This window comes from Prevotella sp. P5-92, from assembly GCF_002251245.1.
GTDB lineage: Bacteria > Bacteroidota > Bacteroidia > Bacteroidales > Bacteroidaceae > Prevotella.
Genome location: NZ_NPJG01000007.1, coordinates 68,605 through 92,468, shown reverse-complemented (window position 1 = coordinate 92,468; position 23,864 = coordinate 68,605). Strand labels below are relative to the sequence as shown.

Here is a 23,864-nt window from a genome sequence, read left to right as displayed (position 1 = left end):
TATAAAAAACAGAATGAGCAGGGAAGACGAAAAAATAAATGTTTGGGGAGCAAGGGTCCACAACCTGAAGAATATCGACGTGGAAATACCACGCAACACTCTTACCGTGATAACAGGATTGTCAGGGTCGGGAAAGTCGTCGCTCGCCTTCGACACCATATATGCCGAAGGACAACGACGCTACATCGAGACCTTTTCGGCATACGCACGTAACTTTCTCGGAGGAATGGAACGACCCGACGTGGACAAGATTACGGGACTCAGTCCGGTGATAAGCATCGAACAGAAGACAACAAACAAAAACCCGCGCTCCACCGTGGGCACCACAACGGAGATTTACGACTTCCTACGTCTCCTCTTCGCAAGGGCAGGAAAGGCATACAGCTACGAGACCGGTGAGGAGATGGTGAAATATACAGAAGAGAAAGTGGTGGAAATGATCCACGAGAGATATACCGGACATAGGGTGTTCATTCTCGCACCGGTAGTGAAAAACAGAAAGGGACACTACCGCGAACTCTTCGAACAGATGAGACGAAAAGGGTATCTCAACGCACGCATAGACGGTAAGATATGCGAGATAACAGAGGGGATGAAGGTGGACAGGTACAAAAACCACGACATAGAGATAGTCATTGACAAGCTCGCCGTCAGCGACAAGGACAATGAGCGGCTGAAAAACAGCGTGAAGGTGGCCATGAGAGCGGGCGACGGACTGATAATGATACTCGACAAGGACACCGACACGACAAAACACTACTCACGCCACCTGATGTGTCCCACTACTGGCATGTCGTATGGCGACCCGGCTCCCAACAAGTTCTCGTTCAACTCGCCACAAGGAGCTTGTCCGAGATGCAAAGGATTAGGAAACATCAACGTGCTGTCGCTCGAAAAGATTATTCCCGACAGGAAGGCCAGCATTTATAACGGAGCAATATTGCCACTCGGAAAATATAAAAGCCAGATGATATTCTGGCAGATAACAGCCATACTGAAAAAATATGACCTCGACATTAAGACTCCTGTAGAGGACATACCCACCGATGCCATGGACGAGATCCTCTATGGTACACTCGAAAACGTGCGCATCGACAAGGAACTCGTACACACCTCGAGCGACTTCTTCGTGGCTTTCGACGGAGTGGTGAAATATCTGAAAAACGTGCTTGAGACCGACGATTCGGCTACGGCACAGAAATGGTCGGAACAGTTTATGACAACTGCCATTTGTCCTGAGTGCAACGGCGAAAGACTTAACAAAGAGGCTTTAGCATACAGGATATGGGACAAGAACATCAGCCAACTCTCAACAATGGACATAGCCGAACTGAGGGAATGGCTCGAAGAGGCGGAAACTCATCTCGACGACAAGCAGAGACAGATAGCGCACGAGATAATCAAGGAGATGAAGACACGTCTCGACTTCCTGCTCGAAGTGGGACTCGACTATCTATCACTCAACCGACAGTCAGCAACACTCTCGGGAGGCGAGAACCAGCGAATAAGACTCGCCACACAGATAGGCAGCCAACTGGTCAACGTGCTCTACATACTTGACGAACCAAGTATAGGACTGCACCAGAGAGACAACGAACGACTCATCAATTCGCTCAAGGAACTGCGCGACATAGGCAACACAGTGATAGTGGTGGAACACGACAAGGATATGATGACCAGCGCCGACTATATCATTGACATAGGCCCTAAGGCAGGACGCAAGGGAGGCGAAGTGGTGTTCCAAGGCACGCCAAACGACATGCTGAAAGAGGACACCATCACAAGCAAGTATCTCAACGGCACCATGACAATACCTCTGCCTGAAAGACGCAGGAAAGGCAATGGTAAGATGATAAGGATAATTGGAGCGGAAGGCAACAACCTCAAGAACGTAGATGTGGAATTCCCGCTCGGAACACTCATCGTTGTGACCGGAGTGAGCGGTTCGGGAAAGTCAACACTCGTCAACGAGACGCTGCAACCATTGCTGAGCCAACACTTCTACAGGTCGCTGAAGAAACCCATGAAATATGCCGCGGTGGAAGGTATGGAGAACATCGACAAGGTGGTGAACGTGGACCAGAGTCCCATAGGACGTACCCCACGCTCAAATCCCGCCACATACACTGGCGTATTTAGCGACATACGCTCGCTCTTCGTCGGACTACCAGAAGCGAAGATAAGAGGATATAAACCGGGACGTTTCTCGTTCAACGTTAAGGGTGGACGATGCGAAGCATGCGGTGGTAACGGATACAAGACCATAGAGATGAACTTCCTGCCCGATGTGATGGTGCCATGCGAGGAATGTCACGGTAAACGATACAACCGAGAGACACTCGAGGTGAGATATAAGGGAAAGAGCATCGCCGACATTCTCGACATGACAATAAACCAGGCGGTGGAGTTCTTCGAAAACGTGCCCGACATACTAAGAAAAATAAAGACTATACAAGACGTGGGATTGGGATACATCAAACTCGGACAACCATCGACAACACTCTCGGGAGGCGAATGCCAAAGAGTGAAACTCGCCACCGAACTAAGCAAACGTGACACAGGAAAGACGCTGTACATCCTCGACGAACCAACCACGGGACTGCACTTCGAGGACATTAGGATACTAATGGACGTAATACAAAAACTCGTTGACAGAGACAATACGGTGGTGATAATCGAACATAATCTCGACGTAATAAAACTCGCCGACTATATCATCGACATGGGACCTGAAGGCGGTAGAGGGGGCGGCATGGTCATGGCCACAGGTACTCCCGAGGAGATCGTAAAAAAGGCTAAAGGACACACGTGGCGTTTCCTTGCACAGGAGCTGCAGAACAGCAAACCGTCACTAAAGCAGGAATAAGATGAACTACAGTGTATCAATGCCTTATAACGATTATGGGACATGGTTGAGACAACGCTTCCCATATAAGGTACAGAAGATATCGGTGGATGCGGGATTCACGTGTCCCAACCGCGACGGCAGACTGGGCACTGGTGGATGTATATACTGCAACAACGACTCGTTTAATCCCTCATATTGTCAACGCGAGAAAAGCGTGAAACAGCAGTTAGTGGAAGGAAAAGAGTTCTTCAGAAGGAAATATCCAGAGATGAGGTACATGGCATACTTCCAGGCTTTCACCAACACCTACTCTACCCTCGACCATCTGAAAAGTCTCTACGAAGAAGCTCTCGACGTGGAGGACGTAGTGGGACTGGTCATCGGCACCCGTCCCGACTGCATAGACGACACGCTGCTTGACTATCTCACGCAGCTTGCACGGCAGACAATGGTTACACTGGAATACGGCATAGAGACAGCCAACGACGATACGCTCAGACTAATCAGAAGAGGACACGACTTTCAGTGCGTAAGGGATGCTGTCGAAAGAACCAAGGGAAGGGGTATAGTCATAGGGGGACACGTCATACTGGGCTTACCTGGGGAAGATGCTGAGGAGAGCGTGAGACAGGCCACAATAATGTCGGAACTCGGACTCGATGTGCTGAAGATACACCAGATGCAGATCATCAGAGGGACACGACTGGCACAGATGTATGCCGAAAATCCATTCCACCTCTACTCTCCTGAAGAATACAGCGAACTGATAGTGAGATACCTCGAACATCTCAGCGAGGACATGGTGGTGGAGAGGTTTGCATCACAGTCGCCTAAAGAGATGCTCATAGCACCTAAATGGGGACTGAAAAACTACGAACTGACTAACCTCATAGTCAACAAGATGAAACGCGAAGGAAGGCGTCAGGGCAGCCTCTTCGTCTCTAACAGTCTGGCAATGTCACGATCCTTGTGATTCTTCATATACTTCGCAACAGTATTGACATAGGCCGTCTTGAACACAGTCCTTCCTACCACCTTGTTCACCAACCATTGTATCTTTGCTATATGAAAGTCGCATACCGTCTGCCAATTATCGACATCATTGGGTATGGGATAATAGCTGAGGATATAAAACACAAGACAGTCGGGCACAATCATGCTCCTGGTCATCGTCTTGCGCTGGTCGGCTGGATAATATTTCTGATAAAGAGGATAGTCGCGTCCCAAATACTTGTCGAGACACACGCCTATCGTGTTGTCGCCCACCACGATGCTTTGGTCAAGGGCTCCTATCTGGGAATAGACCATGGGAAAGCTAATGGTGGGAAGATATTGCCTGAGCCTATCGAACGAACGGTGAAGGTCTTTGTTGATATCGTCAACATTGGCATATTGTTGCTCCACCTCGTTGATGAGAGCTTGAAGCACGGTGTCTTGATAGAAATTCAGAAACTTGGTATTTATGTCGCTCTCGTTCACCCTGCCCAACTTCAGCACGTCCTCTATGAGAGTACGGGTCTGCATGGGATAGACGAGATTCATCTGCTGAAGGGCTGAATAGTCGCCCGTGGTAAGATAAAGACTCTGGATACGATCATAGCGATGAAGACACACCTCGCTGTCCTCATCGTGGGTGTCGTTTGGCTTGAGATGCAACTCGCATCCCACACACGCCACCATCAGCATAAACAAAAATATGTATATCTTATGCACTTGCTATGTTTAAATTTTGTGCAAATATACTAAAAATCTTAATATCAACCAAGGAAAATCATAAATAATTTAAATTTTTCCGCATTTTAATTAACTTTTTGCACCTTTAATATAATTTTATTGCTCACATTACATAGTTTTGTGTAATTTTGCAGAAACGAAAAAGATAACGGGAACGATAACGAAAACGGGAACGATAACGAAAACGGGAACAAATATAAATTATATACAAACAACAACAACAATGAAACGACTACTATCAATTATTATCGCTGCGTCGGCCTCGCTGACAATGGTAGCACAGGGAAAACAGGTCACTGTGACCAACCCCTCAAACTTCTCACGCATATCTGAACCCATAGTGATAGATATCGACGAAAGACATGAATATCTGTCGGCTGTGGTGAGCTGTAACGGCGTGACCATCGACTGTCAACTCGACGACACCGACGGCAATGGCATCAACGACCAACTCTGCTTCCTCACCTCATTAGAGAAAAAAGAGAAAAAGACTTTCAATGTCACACTCTTCAAACACTATGCCGACAAAGCGGCTGAACCGAAGGTGTATGCACAGATGATGATGACAAACAAAAAGGTAAAAAGCAACAACAAACAAGACCTTTACATCAGCAGCCTGACAGTAGAAAACGGTACAAACCCTTACTGGATGCTGCATCACCACGGACCAGCATTCGAAAACGAAATGGTGGCTTACCGTATATATTTCGACGAGAGACAGACGGTGGACATCTATGGAAAATACCGTAAAGGACTTGAACTCAAAGATACACAGTTCTATCCCGACGCGAAACAGAAAGCTGACGGATATGGAGATGACGTGCTCTGGGTGGGACAGACCTTTGGACTGGGCGCACTGAGAGGATGGGCTGACGGCAAACCACAGATGCTACTCGACGTCAACAAGCGAACACTGTCGGTAATGTCGGCCGGTCCATTGCGCACCATCGTCAAGGTGGAAGACAAGGGATGGAACCCATACTACCCCGAGAAGTGCAAACAGGAACAGCGTGTAGATATGACCACTATCTACACACTCTACGCTGGACGAAGAGATTGTATGGTGGATATGAAACTGAAAGGAAAGACAGACGGACTACATCTCGCCACTGGTATCATCAACGTGAAAAACTCAGAAGAATACTGCAACAAGGGACTTAGAGGATGCTGGGGCACTGACTGGCCAGTATCGGAAAAGGACTCTGCTGGACATAAGCGCGAGACGGTGGGACTGGGCATCTGTATTCCCGCAAAAAATGTTGTCGAGGTGTTGCCAGCAAACAAAGACAATTACCCTTATGTAGTGGCTCCAACCGAAGCTGCCATACACTATGCCATCACATTCGCTTCAGACAACGAGACTTTCGACGGCTCATATCACAATGCTTCTGATTTCTTCAACTATCTGAAACAATGGAGGAAACGCCTTGAAGACAAAGTGAAAATTGAAGTAAAGGATATGTATATGTAAGACCTGGTAGCAGCAAAGAAAGACGAAAAAAAATCAGCCAATTGTAGGGAATATATACAAGATATGAAGGCCCTGCAATTGGCTGATAATCTTTTCTCTATTTAGTAAGCGAAGAGAGGATAGTCTTTCATTGTCTCATTCACCTTAGCACGAACACGAGCTATTGTCTCTTCGTTCTCAGGATCATTGAGCACCTCCTCGATAAGTTCGGCGATGAGTACCATGAGGTCTTCCTTAGCACCACGAGTGGTGATGGCAGGAGTACCAAGACGGATACCGCTGGTCTGGAAGGCTGAACGTGAGTCGAAAGGAACCATGTTCTTGTTGACAGTAATGTCGGCTGCCACGAGAGCGTTCTCTGCCACCTTACCTGTAAGATCAGGATACTTAGAACGGAGATCGACGAGCATAGAGTGGTTGTCGGTACCTCCACTGACGATGGTGAAACCACGCTTAACGAGTTCGTCGGCGAGAACAGCAGCATTCTTCTTCACCTGAAGAGCCCACTCCTTGAACTCTGGTTGCAAAGCCTCACCGAAGGCAACGGCCTTGGCGGCGATGACATGCTCCAGCGGACCACCTTGCTGTCCAGGGAAAACGGCAGAGTTGAGCAGCTGACTCATCATCTTTGTCACACCCTTTGGAGTCTTCAATCCCCATGGGTTCTCGAAATCCTTACCCATAAGGATGATACCTCCACGCGGACCACGAAGTGTCTTGTGTGTGGTTGAGGTGACGATATGAGCATATTTTACAGGGTTGTCGAGCAGTCCAGCTGCGATGAGTCCTGCAGGATGGGCCATATCTATCATCAGCAACGCACCTACCTTGTCGGCTATCTCACGCATGCGCTTGTAGTCCCATTCGCGACTATAGGCTGAACCTCCACCAATGATGAGTTTTGGTTTGTTCTCGATGGCAAGACGTTCCATCTCGTCGTAATCTACACGACCTGTCTCCTTGTTGAGGTCGTAGCCCACGGGACGATAAAGAATACCCGAAGTGTTGACAGCCGAACCATGAGAAAGGTGACCGCCATGTGCGAGGTTAAGCCCCATGAAGGTGTCACCAGGCTGAAGCACTGCGAGCAGTACGGCTGCATTAGCCTGAGCTCCAGAGTGTGGCTGTACGTTGGCATACTCGGCGCCAAAGAGTTTGCACACTCTGTCGATGGCAAGTTGTTCTACTTCGTCCACCACCTGGCAGCCTCCATAATAGCGTTTTCCAGGATAACCCTCAGCATACTTGTTGGTAAGGTATGAGCCCATGGCCTCCATTACCTGGTCGCTGACAAAGTTTTCAGATGCGATGAGCTCGATGCCTTTCAACTGGCGCTGGTGCTCACGCTCAATAAGGTCAAAAATCTGTTGATCTCTTTTCATTTTTAATAAATATGTGATAATTATGAATTTTACTTTAAAAAGTTAACTTGTTACCGGTTAATTGGCAACTTTTTTGTTCAACTCGTCAACTGAATTCAATTCGTCAACTTTACTTTATTGATGTCCTGCTCTTTCTCGCAGTAATGACACCTCAGTACGCCATGTTCCTTGTCAACAACGTGGAAGAGGGTATCCATGGGTTCGTTGTTGGTGATGCACTTGGGATTGTTACATTTTACTATTCCACGTAACTCGTCAGGTGTAGTGACGGTCTTCTTCTCCACCACCTCATAGTCGTTGATGACATTGAGCACCACGTTAGGCGCCACCACGGAGAGCCGTGATATCTCCTCGTCGGTGAAGAACTTATCGGCAACTTTAATGATGCCTTTCCTTCCGATTTTCTTAGAGCGGTAGTTATACCCAATGGTGACCGGTGTGGAGAGAGACTCAAGATTAAGCAGCGTGGCAACCTCAAAAGTCTTTTCTGTAGGTATGTGGTCGATGACGGTTCCGTTTTCGATGGCCGTCACCATGATTTCGTTCTTAGCCATATTCTCAACTTAATTAATTATTGTATTGTCATTACGCACATCGTCTATTGAGATGCCGAGAACATCACAGAAGATAGCCTGACGGGCAAATAGTCCATTGCCAGCCTGCTGGATGTAATATGCGTGCGGGTCGTTATCCACGTCGTAGGCTATCTCGTTGACACGTGGCAGAGGGTGAAGAATCTTCATGTTGGGCTTCGCCGACGACAGCATGTCGCGTCTGAGGATATACACATCCTTCACGCGTTCGTATTCCATGAGATCGGAGAACCTCTCTTTTTGCACACGAGTCATATATAATATGTCGGCATCCGCAATCACCTTCTCGTTGAATGCCGTATGTTCCTGGAACTTTATACCATGCTCACGGCAGTAGATCTTGTACTCGTTGGGCATGGAGAGCTCCTTTGGTGCCACGAAATGGAATGTGGGATTAAAATGCCTCATCGCCATGATGAGCGAGTGAACAGTACGACCGTATTTAAGGTCGCCGACAAGGTAGATGTTGAGATTGTCGAGTGTGCCCTGTGTCTTGTATATCGAATAAAGGTCGAGCATGCACTGGGAAGGATGCTGGTGAGCTCCGTCTCCTGCATTGACAATGGGTACTGGTGCTACCTCAGAGGCATACTGGGCCGCACCTTCTATGTGGTGTCTCATCACTATCACATCGGCATAGTTCGAGACCATGAGGATAGTGTCCTTCAGTGTCTCTCCCTTCGTCCCGCTGGTAATCTTCGGGTCGGCAAAACCGATGACGCGTGCGCCAAGACGATTGGCTGCGGTTTCGAAACTCAGTCGGGTGCGTGTCGATGGCTCAAAGAAGAGCGTGGCGACAACCTTCCCTTTCAGCAGTTCCCTGTTAGGGTGCTTCTCAAACTCCTGTGCCATCTCAATCATGTACAAAATCTTCTCACGAGTGAGATTGGCAATAGTGACAAAATTATGCTTTTCCATCACGATTTTTTATGTTTTGTTCTTTTTCGACCGCTAAGGTACACATATTTTCCCATTTATCACAAAAAAATCAGAGAAAATATCGATATTTTTTCGGTATATGAACAAAAACGAGTATTTTTGCACTGTCTTTTCAATAAAAATACACTCAAAACAACAGAAATAACAAAAAATGGATAGAAAAATAGTTCACTTCCTGTGGGTATTGCTGATAGTGACGGTGACAGCTATTGCCGGTGCGGTATATGCCATTGCAGAGGGATGGATAGGTTACATGCCTCCCATCGAGGACCTGCAGAATCCCATTAACAGATTCGCCACTCAGGTGTATTCATCAGACGGGAAACTCATGGGCACATGGAACTACAACAAAGAGAACCGTGTGTGTGTTGACTATGACCAACTCGCACCATCTCTCATCAAGGCTCTCGTCGCTACTGAGGACGTCAGATTCCACGAGCACTCTGGCATAGACTTCAAGGCGCTCGCACGTGCCATCATAAAACGTGGCATACTCGGACAGAAAAATGCTGGCGGCGGTTCTACCATCACCCAACAGCTGGCCAAACAGCTCTACTCTGGAAAGGCGGCAAGTGTCACTGAACGTGCGCTGCAAAAACCCATTGAATGGGTGATTGCCGTACAGTTGGAGAAAAACTACACCAAAGACGAGATCATTGCCATGTATCTCAACTATTTCGACTTCCTGCATAATGCAGTGGGAATAAAGACGGCGGCAAACACTTATTTCGGGAAAGAGCCAAAGGATCTATCCGTCACTGAGTCTGCCACACTCATTGGACTCTGCAAGAACCCGTCATACTTCAACCCAGTGAGACATCCAGAACGTTGTCGGGACAGACGCAACGTGGTGCTGCAACAGATGCTTAAGGCTGGATACCTGTCGGAATACGAATACTCAAAATACTCCGCTCAGCCCTTGAACCTTAACTTCCACGTAGCTGACCATAAGGACGGCATTGCTGCTTACTTCCGCGACTTCCTGCGGAGATATATGATGGCAAAATATCCTGAGAAGTCTAACTATCCAAAGTGGAACATGGCCAAATATGTACAAGACTCTATCAACTGGATAAACGACCCACTCTATGGCTGGTGTAACAAAAACAAAAAGAAAGACGGACAACCCTATAATGTATATACCGACGGACTGAAAGTTTATACCACCATAGACTCGCGCATGCAACGCTATGCCGAAGAGGCATGCTACGAACATGTGGTGAAATTCCTGCAACCAGCTTTCAACACGGAAAACCGCGGGAAGTCTAATGCTCCTTACTCCGGTCGTCTTACAGCCCGTCAGTATAACGACATCATGGGACGCTCGGTAAAACAGAGTGAACGCTACCGTCTAATGAAAGAGGCCGGCGCGTCGTACGACGAGATACACAAGGCGTTTAACACGCCGACTAAGATGAGCATCTTCACTTATCACGGTGAGGTGGACACAACCATGAGTCCCATTGACTCGATAAAATACTACAAGTCGTTCCTTAGATGCGGATTCATGAGCATGTCACCACAGAACGGAGCAGTGAAGGCATACGTGGGAGGCATGAATTTCGTGCATTTTAATTACGACATGTGTGTGGAGGGACGACGACAGGTGGGTTCGACCATCAAACCATTCCTCTATTCTCTTGCCATGGAAAACGGATTCTCGCCATGCGACCTTGCGCCAAATGTGCAACAGACATATATCGTGGCAGGACAACGATGGACTCCACGCAACTCCAGCAGAAGAAGATACGGCGAGAACGTCACTCTGAAATGGGGACTGGCGCAGTCTAACAACTGGATAACCGCCTACCTAATGAGCAAGCTCAGTCCGCAGGCTTTCGTCACACTGCTCAGGGAATATGGCTTCAATAGTCCTGACATACATCCCTCCATGTCGCTCTGTCTCGGTCCTTGCGACCTCACTGTAGCCGAGATGGTGAGTGCATATACCACCTTCGCCAATCATGGCATTCGCACTGCCCCACTCTTCGTCACTAAGATTGAGGACAACGACGGAAATGTCATCGCCCAATTCCAGCCAAGAATGAATGAGGTGATAAGCGAGGAAAGCGCTAACAAGATGCTATACATGCTAAAGGGTGTCGTGGACGGAGGTACAGCCGGACGTCTGCGTTTCCGCCATAACTTCAAGGGTGAGATAGCTGCAAAGACCGGCACCACCAACAATAATAGCGACGCATGGTTCATGGGCGTCACACCTACACTTGTCAGCGGTGTATGGGTCGGTGGAGACGACCGTGACATTCATTTCGACTCCATGCAGATGGGACAGGGTGCCACCATGGCATTGCCCATCTGGGCATATTACATGAGGAAGGTGTATAATGACAGCAGACTCGGATACAACGAAAACGCTATCTTCGACTTGCCCGAGGGATATAATCCCTGCGAGCAGTCAGACTTCGACGCCATCGACTACAACGACATCGAAGAGGTGTATGAATGATGACTTATAGGAGAAGCTGCTTCACACTGTTTTTTCAGGGAAAGCAGCTTCTCTTTTTTTATAAGAATAAAAGGTTTACTATAGTCACGTTGGCAGCAAGGAAACAGCTGTTGAGTAATGGCATCACCTTGAATGCAGCAAGAAGAATCATAGCACGCTTTATATCTATATATACAAAAAACCCACAAGAAAATCTTGCGGGTTAACTCCTAATATTTCGAGGTACCTAGCAGAGTCGAACTGCTCTACACGGTTTTGCAGACCGTTACCTAACCGATCGGCCAAGGTACCTTGTTCTTGTTTGCGAGTGCAAAGGTACTATATTTTTTTCATTCCACCAAATTTTTTCTACACTTTTTTTCGCATCATGAGTTTTTTCCTCCTTACACCTTATTATATATGTAAAGGCTCTTCAGTTAAATGAAGATATGGTAAGAATCATAGTTAACAAACGTGAACGAGAAGAAATAGATAGGAGAAAAAAGGGGTATTATCTCTACTAACTTAAAGAAACCATCTATTATATTTGTTTTTTTCACGATTTATTCCGAATTTTGCAGCGACAAACAAATATCAAGTATGAATATAAAATATCTTATCATCATGTCAATACTGTTGCCTCCTGCAACAATCAGCGCAGAGGAGACAGCAGAGGCCAGGTTGGCTAACGAAGCTGCCGAGGGCGTGAAGGTGTGGACATTAAAGGACTGCATTCGTCACGCAATGGAAAACAATATCAGCCTGAAGAAAAATCAGGTTAGTATCCTTTCTGCACAGGAGGACGTAATGCAGTCGAAGGCGGCACTACTCCCTACACTGTCTGCATCGACCAACCAGTCGGTGGGATGGAAACCATGGATGAACAGCGGTATGAGCACCGTGACCAACGGTACCGTAGTGAACAACGTCAACAAGACGTATTACAACGGCAGTTACTCGATCAGCAGCCAATGGACACTGTGGAATGGTAACCGAAACAGAAACACCATAAAACAAAATCGGATGACACTGGAAAAGGCGGAACTCGACTCTGCCACAAACGCCAATGCCCTGAAAGAACAGATCGCTGACCTCTACGTACAGATTCTTTACCTCAACGAAGCGATAAAGGTTAACCAACAGACTCTTGAGACAAGCAAGAAAAACGAGGAAAGAGGACGCGAGATGGTGGAGGTGGGAAAGATGTCGAAAGCCGACCTCGCACAACTTACCGCCCAGACCAAACAGGACGAATATAATATCGTTAGCGCACAGGCACAGGTGGATAAAGCCAAGACTCAGCTCAGACAGATATTAGAACTCGACGCCAACGTGGAGTTTGACGTGTATGTGACCGAAGAAAGCGACGAGAGTGCACTACAGGTCATACCTTCACTGCAGACCGTGTATGACAACGCACTCGCCACACGACCGGAGATAGCCAGCGGACTGCTCGCCATAGAAAACCAAAAATTGGGAGTGAAGATTGCAAAAGCAGGGAAATTGCCACAGATAAGCCTCAACGCAAGTCTCGGAACAAGCACCACGTCGATGAACTCTAACGATTGGGGAAAACAGATGAAGACTAACTTCGACGGCATGGCTGGACTATCTGTCAGTCTTCCTCTATTCGACAACCGCAGCACGAAGACCAACGTAAACAAAGCGCAGCTAAACGTGATAAACGCGGAACTCGACCTGCAGAACAAACGGAAGACCCTATACTCTACCATCGAGGGATACTGGATTGACGCAAACACCAACCAACAGAAATTCATCGCCGCCACTGCAAGCGTGGAAAGCATGCAGACAAGCTATGACCTACTGAGCGAACAGTTTAGGTTGGGACTGAAAAACATAGTGGAACTGATGACAGGCAAAAACAATCTTGTCAACGCTCAGCAAAACAAACTGCAAAGCAAGTATATGACTATTCTCGATATTCAGATGCTGAAGTTCTACAATGGAGAAGAAGGGGAATTGTAGGCTTACGGGAGTTGAATAATTAACTCCATATATACTTATAAAATAATTACGAAATTAAAAAAATACAATATGAAGAAAATTAGCAAAATATGGTTCGTGGCTGGAGCAATAGCTATTGCAGCCATAGCATGGTGGATGCTCTCTGGTGACAAGAAAGAACGCGAAATTGAGTTCAACACCGACAAAGCAACCAAGACAAACATCCAAAACAGCGTTACCGCTACTGGTACTATAGAACCTGTGACATCGGTCACTGTGGGTACACAGGTGTCGGGTATCGTCAGCAAGCTCTTTGTGGATTACAACAGCGTGGTGAAAAAAGGACAGGTGATAGCTGAGCTCGACAAGACTAACCTCATCAGCGAGCTCAATACTGCAAAGGCTAATCTGGCAAGCGCACAGAGCACTCTCAAATACGAAAACGACAACTTCCGCAGATACCAGACGCTATACTCTAAGGGGCTCGTCAGCACCGACGACTTCGAGACTGCACGACTATCGTACGAAAAAGCTCGACAGCAAGTGGCTACCTCCAAGGAGTCGGTAACAAAGGCACAGACAAACCTCGGATATGCAACCATCACATCGCCCATAGATGGAGTGGTACTGTCGAAGGCAGTGGAAGAGGGACAGACAGTAGCTGCCAGCTTCAACACCCCTGAGCTCTTCACAATTGCCAAAAATCTCACCGACATGCGTGTGATTGCCGATGTGGATGAGGCTGACATCGGCGATGTAAGAGAAGGAGAAAGGGTGACGTTCACTGTGGATGCATATCCTAACGACAAGTTTGAGGGAGAGGTGACGCAAGTGAGACAGGAAGCTACTACGACAAACAATGTGGTGACTTACGAGGTGGTGATCAGCGCACCAAACAACGACCTTAAGCTAAAGCCAGGTCTTACGGCTAACGTCACCATCTTCACCGCAGAACGACAGGGAGTACTGAGCGTACCAAGCAAAGCACTTAGATTCACTCCAACCCAAGGGACCGTTGGCAAGATGAAAATTGTGGATATCAAAGGGAAAAACAAAGTATGGACCATGGAAAACAACACTATCAAGGCTCATGCAGTACAGATTGGTATGACCGATGGCATCAATACGGAAATTATCTCGGGCATCAACGAGGGAATGACTGTGATTACAGGAATACAAGAGATAAACTTGGCTCCTGCAGGAATGCCTGAGACACAGGAACGCTCGCCGTTCGCTCCTGGCCCTCCGGGAAAGAAGAAATAGACATCATCCATCTCACATAACACATAGTGAATTATGACAGAAAAGAAAGTTGTAATAGAACTGCAGAACGTCAGACGGGACTTCATTGTGGGAGAGGAGACTGTCCATGCCCTCAGGGGCGTATCGTTCAAAATACACGAGGGTGAGTTTGTCACCATCATGGGTAAGTCGGGTTCGGGAAAATCAACCCTACTCAACCAATTGGGATGTCTCGATACTCCTTCGAGCGGGGAATATATCCTCGACGGAGTTCCTGTAAGGACTATGTCGCGCTCACAAAGAGCTGTACTGAGAAACAGGAAAATCGGATTCATCTTCCAAAACTATAACCTTCTGGCAAAAACAACCAGCGTGGAGAACGTGGAACTGCCACTGATGTACAACTCGAGTGTCAGTGCGGAAGAACGCCACCAAAGGGCCATTGAAGCCTTGAAGGCAGTGGGACTGGGAGACCGTCTCTATCATAAGTCTAACCAGATGTCGGGCGGACAGATGCAGCGTGTGGCCATAGCACGTGCACTGGTGAACAACCCTGCTGTGATCCTCGCTGACGAGGCTACAGGTAATCTCGACACTCGTACATCGTTTGAGATTCTTGTGCTCTTCCAGAAACTACATGCCGAAGGACGCACCATCATCTTCGTGACCCACAACCCCGACATCGCCAGCTACTCGAGCCGTAATATCATGCTGCGCGACGGCAAGGTGATTAGCGACGAGGTGAACAACAATATACTCACTGCTGCAGAGGGACTTGCTGCACTACCCGCATCTACCGACGAATAGCAGAGCATGAACATAACTCAAGGAAGATAATTATGAACTACTCAAATTTATTTAAAATAGCCGTAAGAGCCATCGCTGCCAACAAGACACGCTCGTTCCTGACTGCACTCGGTATCATCATCGGCATCGCTTCGGTCATCACTATGCTTGCAGTGGGACAAGGCACGAAGAAAAGCATACAGGCAAACATTGCGGAGATGGGCTCTAACATGATAATGATTGGACCGGGAGCTGACAGGCGTGGAGGCGTAAGGCAAGACGCATCCTCGATGGAGACGCTGAAGATGAACGACTACGAGAGCATCAAGGACGAGTGTACGTATATCAAAGCTATCAGTCCCGTGGTGAACAAAAGTGGACAGTTCATATACGGCAACGAGAACGCCCCCTCTACCATCTACGGCGTCAACCAAGACTACATGGAGATACGTCAGATAAGCGTGGCTGACGGCGATATGTTTACCGACGCAGATATCAAGGCAAGCGCGAAGGAGTGCATACTCGGACAGACCGTCGTAGATAACCTTTTCCCCAACGGAGGAGACCCTATAGGAAAAACAGTGAGATTCAACAGCATACCATTCCGCGTGATCGGAGTGCTGAAGAAAAAGGGCTACAACTCCATGGGCATGGACCAAGACGACCTCGTATTGGCTCCATACACGTCGGTAATGAAACGTATTCTCGCACAGACATATCTCGGCGGCATACAGTGCTCCGCCATTACTGAGGGAGTGACCGAGAAAGCAACGGATCAGATTACAACCATACTGCGACGTAACCACAAACTGTGCGACGCGACGGAGACCACCATCGCTGACGAGGATGACTTCAACATTCGCTCACAAGAGGAACTGTCGTCGATGATGACTTCCACCACAGACATGCTTACCATTCTTCTCGGATGCGTGGCAGGCATCTCGCTCGTGGTGGGCGGCATTGGCATCATGAATATCATGTATGTAAGCGTCACCGAACGTACACGTGAGATCGGACTCCGAATGAGTGTGGGAGCAAGGGGAATTGACATCCTCAACCAATTCCTCATTGAAGCCATTATGCTCAGCGTCACAGGTGGAATCATAGGAGTGATGCTCGGCATCGGAGCGTCATATCTGATAAAATCAGCTGCACACTGGCCTATCGTCATCGAGGGATGGACGATACTTATGAGCTTCGCCGTATGTACGCTCACAGGTGTCTTTTTCGGATGGTATCCCGCAAAAAAAGCAGCTCAGTTGGATCCTATAGAGGCATTGAGATATGAATAGGAATGAAGCATTGATATATGAATAAGAAAATTGAATTTGCACTGCATCTCATGGCGTGGGTGATTATTTTCCTCACGCCAATGATGATGTCAGGACGAGCAGGTGATTTCAATATCACACGATACTTGTTCTTCAGCGTAGCACAGACAACATTGGTTATTGTGTTTTACGTCAACTACTTTGTCCTCGTGCCAAAATACTATTTCGGCGGAAAACGGTCGTTGTTCTTCGTGTACAACGTTGCCATCATACTTACGCTGAGCTTCGCAATACAACTGTGGATAACGCATTGCATGAGCTTCTTCGGCATAGCACACGGAAATCCACCTAAGACTCACGACAGACCCTCGTCGCTGGTATTTATTGTCAAAGACGTGATAAACCTCGTGATGTCTGCAGTTATGTCAACAGCCATCTGCTTGGGAAAACAACTACACAAGGCCGAGGACGAACGAAAGGAGGCAGAACAGGCGAAAACCGTGGCGGAACTGAAAAACCTTAGGGCACAGATCAACCCTCACTTCCTGCTCAATACGCTTAACAATATCTATGCACTCACTGCTATCGACGCGTCGAGAGCGCAAAAAGCTATCGACGAACTGAGCCGAATACTGCGACATGTTCTCTATGACAACGAACGGCCTTTCATCAGCCTCACTGACGAGGTGAAATTTCTCGACGACTATGTCAGCCTAATGCGCATCAGACTGGCAAAGAATGTAAGAGTGAGCTTCACAACTGACATCGCACCCAACAGTCAGGCGAATATTGCGCCAATGATATTCATTTCGCTCGTGGAAAACGCATTCAAACACGGAGTGAGTACCACAGAGCCCAGCTTTATCCTTATTCATATAGAAGCTGATAACAAGCATATTGCATGTACCATACGTAACAGCAACTACCCCAAACCTAAGTCTGACAATAGCGGACATGGAATAGGTCTGCGACAGGTGAAACGACGACTTGAGCTGATCTACCCCGGCAAATATGAATGGAAACGTGAAACAACAAATAACGAATATTTATCAACAATAATTATCCATGACACTAAACTGTGCAATAATTGACGACGAACCACTCGCCGTAGAACTACTGACAAGCTACGTTAACCGTACGCCCTTCCTCAACCTTACAGGAGGATACAATAGTGCCATCAGTGCCATCAAAGCCTTGAGAGAAACGCCCGTCGATGTATTATTCCTCGACATACAGATGCCTGAACTCAGCGGACTGGAATTTGCCAAACTGCTGCCGAAGGAAACACGAATCGTCTTCACCACCGCCTTCAGCGAATATGCTCTCGAAGGCTATGAGAATGACGCCCTGGGCTATCTGCTGAAACCCATAAGCTACGAGAGTTTTATCAAAGTGGCACAAAAAGCACTCGACTGGTTCAACCGCATTACTAAGATTGACAACTACCAACAAAATCGGTTCATGTTTGTAAAGAGCGACTACAAACTGGTAAAGATTAGCTTCGACGACATTCTGTATATTGAGGGTCTGAAAGACTATGTGAGAATTTATCTCGAAAACGGCGAGAAAATAATGTCGCTGATGAACATGAAAACGCTTGAGGATTACTTGCCTCGTCCAGAGTTCATACGTACCCATAGGTCGTTTATTGTACACACGTCAAAAGTGCGTCTCATCGACCGCATGCGCTTCGTATTTGGCGATACATATATACCTATATCCGATAGCTACAAGGACAATATCAACGAGATTCTCGAACGTTTCACGTTGACATAATCCTACCTCAGACGCCATATCCAAAAGTACAACATTATCTCAGACGCAAGCCGTCACCTACCGTAATGTTATCATCGGGTCTCATATTATTAAGTTTATAGAGATACTTCAGACGAATGCCATAGAGTTGAGAGATGGAGTACATCGACTCTCCTGCACGCACATAGTGCAAACGATCCTTGTAGTTCTTTGGCGCACGTTTTGCTTTTTTCTTCAGATATACAATATCGCCCTCAACAAGACGGTCGTTGAAGCTACGCTCGTTATATTTGGCCAGTCGATGACCGCTGATACCCACTTCCTTGCCTATCGTGACAAAGGTATCTCCACTACGAGCCTTTAAGAAGTAGTTCTCATTGAACTTGTAAATGGGATGTAACTGCCCGACGATGGCCTTGTCTTTCGACTTTGAAGCCATGAAATGGTCGTAGCTACGCGCATGATCGTATTTATTGAGCTTATAGAGTTCAATGAGGTCTATGAGTTTGTCGGCATAACGAGGATTGGTGGCATAGCCACATTCCTTCAGTCCACGCGCCCATCCATGATAGTCTGTTGTCTTCAGACGGAAAAGTGGACTATAACGCTTACTGTTGGCAAGAAAACGTGAATGGTCCTCAAAGCTATCATACACCGTCTCGTATGCCCGGAAACACTCGTTCCGGGCATCGTCGTCAGCATATTGCTTGCGTCCTTGCCATCCGTGACACTTTATACCAAAGTGATTATTGCCATTCTTTGCCAAAGCACTTCTCCCCGCTCCAGACTCAAACACGCCTTGGGCTAACGTGATGCTCGCAGGAATGCCGTAGCGCTTCATCTGTTCGATGGCGAGATCCTTGTATTGGTCTATATATTGCTGATATGCTGAGTTCCATTTCATCTGTCCATAAACAGCAGAATGGATAATGAGAAACAGCAGTAAAACATGATTTTTCATTCGGATATACTTTTTGTGTGCAAAAATAATGAAAAAATATGAGGATAATGAACTTTTTTATTAATTTTGCAAGAAAATTAGGATTATTATGGAAACCAAGACTATTTCAACTACTATTCAGGTGGCGCAGATAAGCGAATTATCGGTTGCTGACCGTGAACTTATTGAGCATGCCATGAGGCAAACCGACAAGTCATACGCACCATATTCTCGTTTTAATGTAGGTGCTGCTGTGAGACTTGTTGACGGAAGCATCATTGTCGGCTGTAACCAAGAGAACGCAGCCTTTGGAGTCACCATGTGTGCCGAGCGTTCTGCCTTATTTGCTGCAGGTGCCAGCCACCCTGACATCGCAGTCACCTCCATCGCCATTGCTGCACGCGACTCAAATGGTTTCACCACCGAGCCTATCAGTCCGTGTGGTATGTGCCGTCAAGCAATGATAGAGACTGAGACTCGATACCGTATTCCTCTCCGCATCCTACTCTACGGCTCTGCCCACACTTATATAATAGAAGGTATCACCTGCCTCATGCCTCTCTCGTTTGAGAGTTTTATGTGATGTCAAAAGTTCCGGAATTTCTGGAAAATCAAGAAAAACCGGAATTCCTGGAAATTCCGGAGAAACCGGCAGTTCCGGGAGTTCCGCCACGTTTCCGTGGCGAAACTTACAATTGCTGTATTAGCCTTGCAAACACTTCATCATTTATGAGTAAAGGAGCATGACCAACAAGAACGAGATGCTCACGTGCACGAGTCATGGCCACATTGAGCTTCGGATCAATGATGACACCATCTTCGACAAAGTCGTTGGCAGTAAGGAACTCGAGCTGATAGCGATGCTGTACAGTAAAGCCATAGATGATGACATCTCGCTGGCTACCTTGATAACGCTCTACTGTATCAATGGTGATATCATGGAGCTCAGATATACCATGACGGTCTATGGCGTTTCGCACTGTAGCTATTTGGTTGCGATATGGTACAATCACACCTACAGTGGTCTTCGACGAGAAGGTATCGGGTGAAAGATGATATACGGCAACCGTCATCTCTGCAATGATATCAGCCTCGACGGTATTTACCTTATCGGAAGGTGAACTCTTTGGTAAGGGAGCATTGACAAACACTACCCTACTCTTCAGCAATAGCTTTGTCCATGGGTCTGCCTCTTCATCTGGATAAGGTAGTTCCCGCAACTGATGGCTAAGTGGTACGGGTTGAAGAAGTCCAGAGTAGAAACATTTGCTGGGAAATTCTGCTATGTCGCGATGCATACGTCCCTGACGAGTAAGCATGGCTGTGACATCGGGACACGAGACATAGCGTCGTAACAGCCTTTGGAACAAGGAGTGGCGGCAGTCACGTATGTCGAGTGCGGTAAGCAGCGGGTTAGTAACGATGGTCTCTTCCTTGCTTTGCAGCACCACGGCCGGTAGCTGCTTATGGTCGCCGATAAGCACGAAACGTCCTATTGATTCCTCGCCATCTTCCGTGCAGCATGCCGCCAGCAAACCAACGATATGCGGTTCAAGTATCTGTGACGCTTCATCAACGATAGCTAGCGAGAAATGGCGCATGGAGAGTAGTTCCTGATGAGAGTTAAGCGTTGACACCGTGGCGCATACCACTCTTGCTTTGATCACCAATTCAACGATATCGTCAAGACGGCTGCATGACGAGACTTTCTCGTCGATCATATATTCTCTGTACGCTGGATCACAAGCCATCTTATTGCCTATCCGCAAGAAGTCGATACCCTGTTCAACAAGTTTACCACACATCTCATCTACTGCACGGTTGGTGTATGACAATAACAACACTGACGATGTCTCGTAAAGTAGTTCCTCGCGCAGTATGTTGAGCATAGCAAAAGAGGTCTTGCCCGTACCCGGAGGACCGATGACGAGAAACATGTCACGTGCCTGCATAGCTCGTAATACAAGCGTGTTAAAGTCACCATAATCACCAATAAGACTTACCGACGTATCTATGATGGGTCGGCGTTGCGAAAGGAGAAGACGACAACGGCTGTCTGTGGTTGAGAGCAGCGAATGAAGAACCACATAAAGTCCTCCTGAGGATATCTCTCCTGCTCCATATTCCACAGCCCATAGTGAGTTGTAGCGGTTGAGGAAGACATCTGGATGAGTCTGCGGGTCGAGCAGTCCGAGACGAATGCCTTCGAGCGAGATGTCAATGATATTGGCTCTGAACACCATTGTGCGTCGGGCGTCGGGCATGGCTTTCTTTGGATAAGGATAAAAGATGACCATATCGCCGTTGCGGAACGAAGAGGTGTAAGTGTCTTGTCTGTTGTCTTCAGGAAAGCGTAGTGTGACATATTCCACCGCCCCATAACTATTTGTCTCACAGCTATGTGCATCAAGTATTAGTTTATAAAAAATATTACCTACTTCCGCCTTTTCCTCAGCAGACAGTAGCCATAGCTGCGCAGATCCGTCATCGTCGCGTGTTACAGTGCCGGTACGTGAAAGTACGCTCTCCTTCTGAACAAATGTCATGAAACACTTGAAATAAGCTTTCAGCTCGGGTGACGCCTTCCTTATAGGATCTGTTATCTCGTCGAGGGCAGGGGCTATATATGTGTCATAGAATTTCTTTGCCGTAGCATGAGGCTGGATGCTGGAAGAAGAGAGACATTCGTAGATGTCGAAACCGCCATCTGCGAGGTAATACTCGCTCCACGCTATCTGGTTACGTATGCGTATGGCGTCTTGCAGCAGTGCAGGTGCTGCACCAAGTTGGAGAAGGCTCTTGTCATATCTTGAATAGAGCAGGAATGAGAATATGTCGGTTTGTGGGATATTATAACTGTAATGCAGCACTGCCATATAGAGCAATAGCTGGACGTAGTGTTTGGTCTTTTGTCTTGGTGGTTCGCCGGGATGGTCTCCATAGCCAAAGACGCCTTTTCCAGCCTTTTGCTCTACCAGAACCCGAAAGTCTATCTGTAGCATATCCATACGTCCTTGAACGCCGAGCATCTCACAGACGAACGAGGGTTCAAGGATCACCTGTCGTGAGTCGAATCCATTCACCTCTGCAGGCATCACCTTGTCTATCACGTACTTGATATGTCTTAGTTGCTTCTGTGCCTGAGTATGAAAGTCTGTACCGAGAGCTGATGCACATTGGACCACAGCAAGTGCGTTGTCGCGACAGAAGCGCAAGATACTCTTTGCATATGTGGTGTCTATATGGTGTATAGTGTCATCAAGCATCATACCGGCGAAATTACCGAGCAGTGTGTGTATTGTGTTTTGCGATGGTTTTATCTTGTTAAAATAGAAGATACGGGCGTCGGTGGCATAGTCTTCGAAGCAAGAAGCAATGGTGGTGACATTGACGAGAAGATCGGGATGAAGTATGATGTGTTCTGCCTCCAGTGCATCGTCCCTTTGTCTTGACCGTCGTGGCAACACAAGGTTCATTTGGTTTCCCTCGCTCACCAATTTCAGCAGGTAGCGTTGTGTCTCGCGACATATCACGCTCACCTCTTCGCCCGTCGTTTCTAAGGTTGCGACAATAACGTCATCTTTTACTCCAACGACAGCGACACGCATCTTAGTGGCAAGCAGTTTCTGTTGTTCCCGTCTCCGTGGAGAAACAGGAAAGCTACGCATTAGGTTTTCGGGTATCTCGGCGCCATTGTAAATAGCACTTACAAACATTGCCACTGCCTTTGCATCATGCGCCCAAAGATGTTGCAGTTCATCTGTATATCTATCTATATGACGTATGATATTTCGTGCCTCGTTGAAGTCACGATATACGAAACGGTCAATGGACAGTTGTTTTGTTAAATAGTCTGCCTTTGCGAATGTACCTGCGGCAAAGGCGATGTCGTAGTCGGCCACACGTTGTGTCACCGCGAGTCTTGCAACCTTGTCTATAGAGGCATAGAAAGAGCGCAACGATGCCGTCGAGGAGGTGTCAAGCCTCTCGACGGCATCGCCAATCATGCCGAAATATTCTTCGGCTGTATATCCAAACTTCCCGCTCACGCCTCCTGACGATCGTCGATGTTGTCACCTGGAGTAGGCTGCATCTCGTTCTCAAAGTCGGTCACTCCGTTATTCACGAGAATATTATACCACTGAATGAGTTTCTTTATGTCGCTGACATGCACACGCTCGCGGTCGAAATTGGGTAATACCTTAGCGAAATATTCGCGAAGTTCGTCACCAGAGGCTTTCTTATAGTTTATCGATGCCTCTTTGGATTCTTCCAACTGCTTCATGTTCTCGAGAACCTTTCCGAGTGGCACATCATCACCGTCGGTGTACATCGCTATGTCAGCAAGTGACGTTATCCTGTCAGCAGCGAATGCTGGCAAACGACGGTGTGTTTCGTCAAGTATTTCCACTATCAAGCTGTTCTTGGCTCTTGAAACCAATTTGTAGAGTCCGGGCTTACCGGAAATGGCTAAAATTGTCTGTAACATTGT

General features: G+C 47.3%; 18 protein-coding genes and 1 tRNA gene. 11 read left to right on the top strand and 8 right to left on the bottom strand.

What is annotated here, in order from left to right:
• The first annotated feature begins 13 nt into the window (after positions 1-13).
• Both uvrA and CIK99_RS01120 read left to right on the top strand, forming a co-directional pair.
• Entirely contained in the window at positions 14-2,866 is a 2,853-nt protein-coding gene (uvrA, locus tag CIK99_RS01125; protein ID WP_094378905.1) for an excinuclease ABC subunit UvrA, read from the top strand.
• A 1-nt stretch (position 2,867) separates the two neighbouring features.
• The gene (locus CIK99_RS01120; RefSeq protein WP_094378903.1) at positions 2,868-3,821 is read left to right on the top strand and encodes a TIGR01212 family radical SAM protein; all 954 of its coding nucleotides are present in this window, start codon (positions 2,868-2,870) and stop codon (positions 3,819-3,821) included.
• On the opposite strand, the gene CIK99_RS01115 is transcribed toward CIK99_RS01120, so the two are convergent.
• Positions 3,770-4,561 carry a gliding motility protein GldB gene (locus CIK99_RS01115; protein WP_254047678.1) on the bottom strand — a complete coding sequence of 264 codons (792 nt, stop codon included), beginning with the start codon at positions 4,559-4,561 and terminating at the stop codon, positions 3,770-3,772. The two genes, CIK99_RS01120 and CIK99_RS01115, sit on opposite strands and share 52 nt — an antisense overlap.
• 244 nt (positions 4,562-4,805) lie before the next feature.
• Here CIK99_RS01115 and CIK99_RS01110 point away from each other — a divergent pair, with 244 nt between their 5' ends.
• Positions 4,806-6,053, top strand: coding sequence for a DUF4861 domain-containing protein (locus CIK99_RS01110; protein WP_094378901.1), 1,248 nt, complete (start codon positions 4,806-4,808; stop codon positions 6,051-6,053).
• Between the two features lie 101 nt (positions 6,054-6,154).
• Here the strand turns inward: CIK99_RS01110 and glyA are convergent, their stop codons facing one another.
• The 3 genes from glyA to pyrB form a co-directional block, all read right to left on the bottom strand.
• On the bottom strand, positions 6,155-7,435 hold the full coding sequence (glyA, locus tag CIK99_RS01105) for a serine hydroxymethyltransferase (protein ID WP_094378899.1): 1,281 nt from the start codon (positions 7,433-7,435) through the stop codon (positions 6,155-6,157).
• Between the two features lie 95 nt (positions 7,436-7,530).
• On the bottom strand, positions 7,531-7,989 hold the full coding sequence (gene pyrI / locus CIK99_RS01100; RefSeq protein WP_094378897.1) for an aspartate carbamoyltransferase regulatory subunit: 459 nt from the start codon (positions 7,987-7,989) through the stop codon (positions 7,531-7,533).
• A 9-nt stretch (positions 7,990-7,998) separates the two neighbouring features.
• Positions 7,999-8,946 (bottom strand): aspartate carbamoyltransferase, encoded by a 948-nt coding sequence (pyrB, locus tag CIK99_RS01095; RefSeq protein ID WP_094378895.1) that lies wholly within the window; start codon positions 8,944-8,946, stop codon positions 7,999-8,001.
• Between the two features lie 172 nt (positions 8,947-9,118).
• On the opposite strand from pyrB, the gene CIK99_RS01090 reads away from it, so the two are divergent.
• Positions 9,119-11,434, top strand: a complete 2,316-nt coding sequence (locus CIK99_RS01090; RefSeq protein WP_094378893.1) for a transglycosylase domain-containing protein — start codon at positions 9,119-9,121, stop codon at positions 11,432-11,434.
• A 220-nt stretch (positions 11,435-11,654) separates the two neighbouring features.
• Here the strand turns inward: CIK99_RS01090 and CIK99_RS15095 are convergent.
• Positions 11,655-11,725 (bottom strand) — tRNA-Cys (locus tag CIK99_RS15095).
• 288 nt (positions 11,726-12,013) lie between these two features.
• Here CIK99_RS15095 and CIK99_RS01080 point away from each other — a divergent pair.
• The 6 genes from CIK99_RS01080 (at position 12,014) to CIK99_RS01055 (ending at position 18,453) form a co-directional block, all read left to right on the top strand.
• Positions 12,014-13,399 (top strand): TolC family protein, encoded by a 1,386-nt coding sequence (locus CIK99_RS01080; RefSeq protein ID WP_254047677.1) that lies wholly within the window; start codon positions 12,014-12,016, stop codon positions 13,397-13,399.
• A 69-nt stretch (positions 13,400-13,468) separates the two neighbouring features.
• Positions 13,469-14,641, top strand: coding sequence for an efflux RND transporter periplasmic adaptor subunit (locus CIK99_RS01075; protein ID WP_094378889.1), 1,173 nt, complete (start codon positions 13,469-13,471; stop codon positions 14,639-14,641).
• A gap of 33 nt (positions 14,642-14,674) precedes the next feature.
• Positions 14,675-15,427 carry an ABC transporter ATP-binding protein gene (locus tag CIK99_RS01070; RefSeq protein WP_094378887.1) on the top strand — a complete coding sequence of 251 codons (753 nt, stop codon included), beginning with the start codon at positions 14,675-14,677 and terminating at the stop codon, positions 15,425-15,427.
• Positions 15,428-15,459: 32 nt separating this feature from the next.
• Entirely contained in the window at positions 15,460-16,698 is a 1,239-nt protein-coding gene (locus tag CIK99_RS01065) for an ABC transporter permease (protein ID WP_094378885.1), read from the top strand.
• Positions 16,699-16,715: 17 nt separating this feature from the next.
• Positions 16,716-17,768: a sensor histidine kinase gene (locus CIK99_RS01060; RefSeq protein WP_094378883.1), complete on the top strand. Its 1,053-nt coding sequence runs from the start codon at positions 16,716-16,718 to the stop codon at positions 17,766-17,768.
• Positions 17,743-18,453, top strand: a complete 711-nt coding sequence (locus tag CIK99_RS01055; RefSeq protein ID WP_094378881.1) for a LytTR family DNA-binding domain-containing protein — start codon at positions 17,743-17,745, stop codon at positions 18,451-18,453. Before CIK99_RS01060 ends, CIK99_RS01055 begins: the two co-directional genes overlap by 26 nt.
• A gap of 34 nt (positions 18,454-18,487) precedes the next feature.
• Here the strand turns inward: CIK99_RS01055 and CIK99_RS01050 are convergent, their stop codons facing one another.
• Positions 18,488-19,393 (bottom strand): glucosaminidase domain-containing protein, encoded by a 906-nt coding sequence (locus CIK99_RS01050; protein ID WP_094378879.1) that lies wholly within the window; start codon positions 19,391-19,393, stop codon positions 18,488-18,490.
• Positions 19,394-19,481: 88 nt separating this feature from the next.
• On the opposite strand from CIK99_RS01050, the gene CIK99_RS01045 reads away from it, so the two are divergent.
• The gene (locus tag CIK99_RS01045) at positions 19,482-19,955 is read left to right on the top strand and encodes a cytidine deaminase (protein ID WP_094378877.1); all 474 of its coding nucleotides are present in this window, start codon (positions 19,482-19,484) and stop codon (positions 19,953-19,955) included.
• A 106-nt stretch (positions 19,956-20,061) separates the two neighbouring features.
• Here CIK99_RS01045 and CIK99_RS01040 read toward each other — a convergent pair whose 3' ends face one another.
• Positions 20,062-23,421, bottom strand: a complete 3,360-nt coding sequence (locus CIK99_RS01040) for an AAA domain-containing protein (RefSeq protein WP_094378875.1) — start codon at positions 23,419-23,421, stop codon at positions 20,062-20,064.
• Positions 23,418-23,861 carry a DUF5606 domain-containing protein gene (locus tag CIK99_RS01035; RefSeq protein WP_094378872.1) on the bottom strand — a complete coding sequence of 148 codons (444 nt, stop codon included), beginning with the start codon at positions 23,859-23,861 and terminating at the stop codon, positions 23,418-23,420. The genes CIK99_RS01040 and CIK99_RS01035 overlap by 4 nt, the downstream gene beginning before the upstream one ends.
• Between the last annotated feature and the right edge of the window lie 3 nt (positions 23,862-23,864).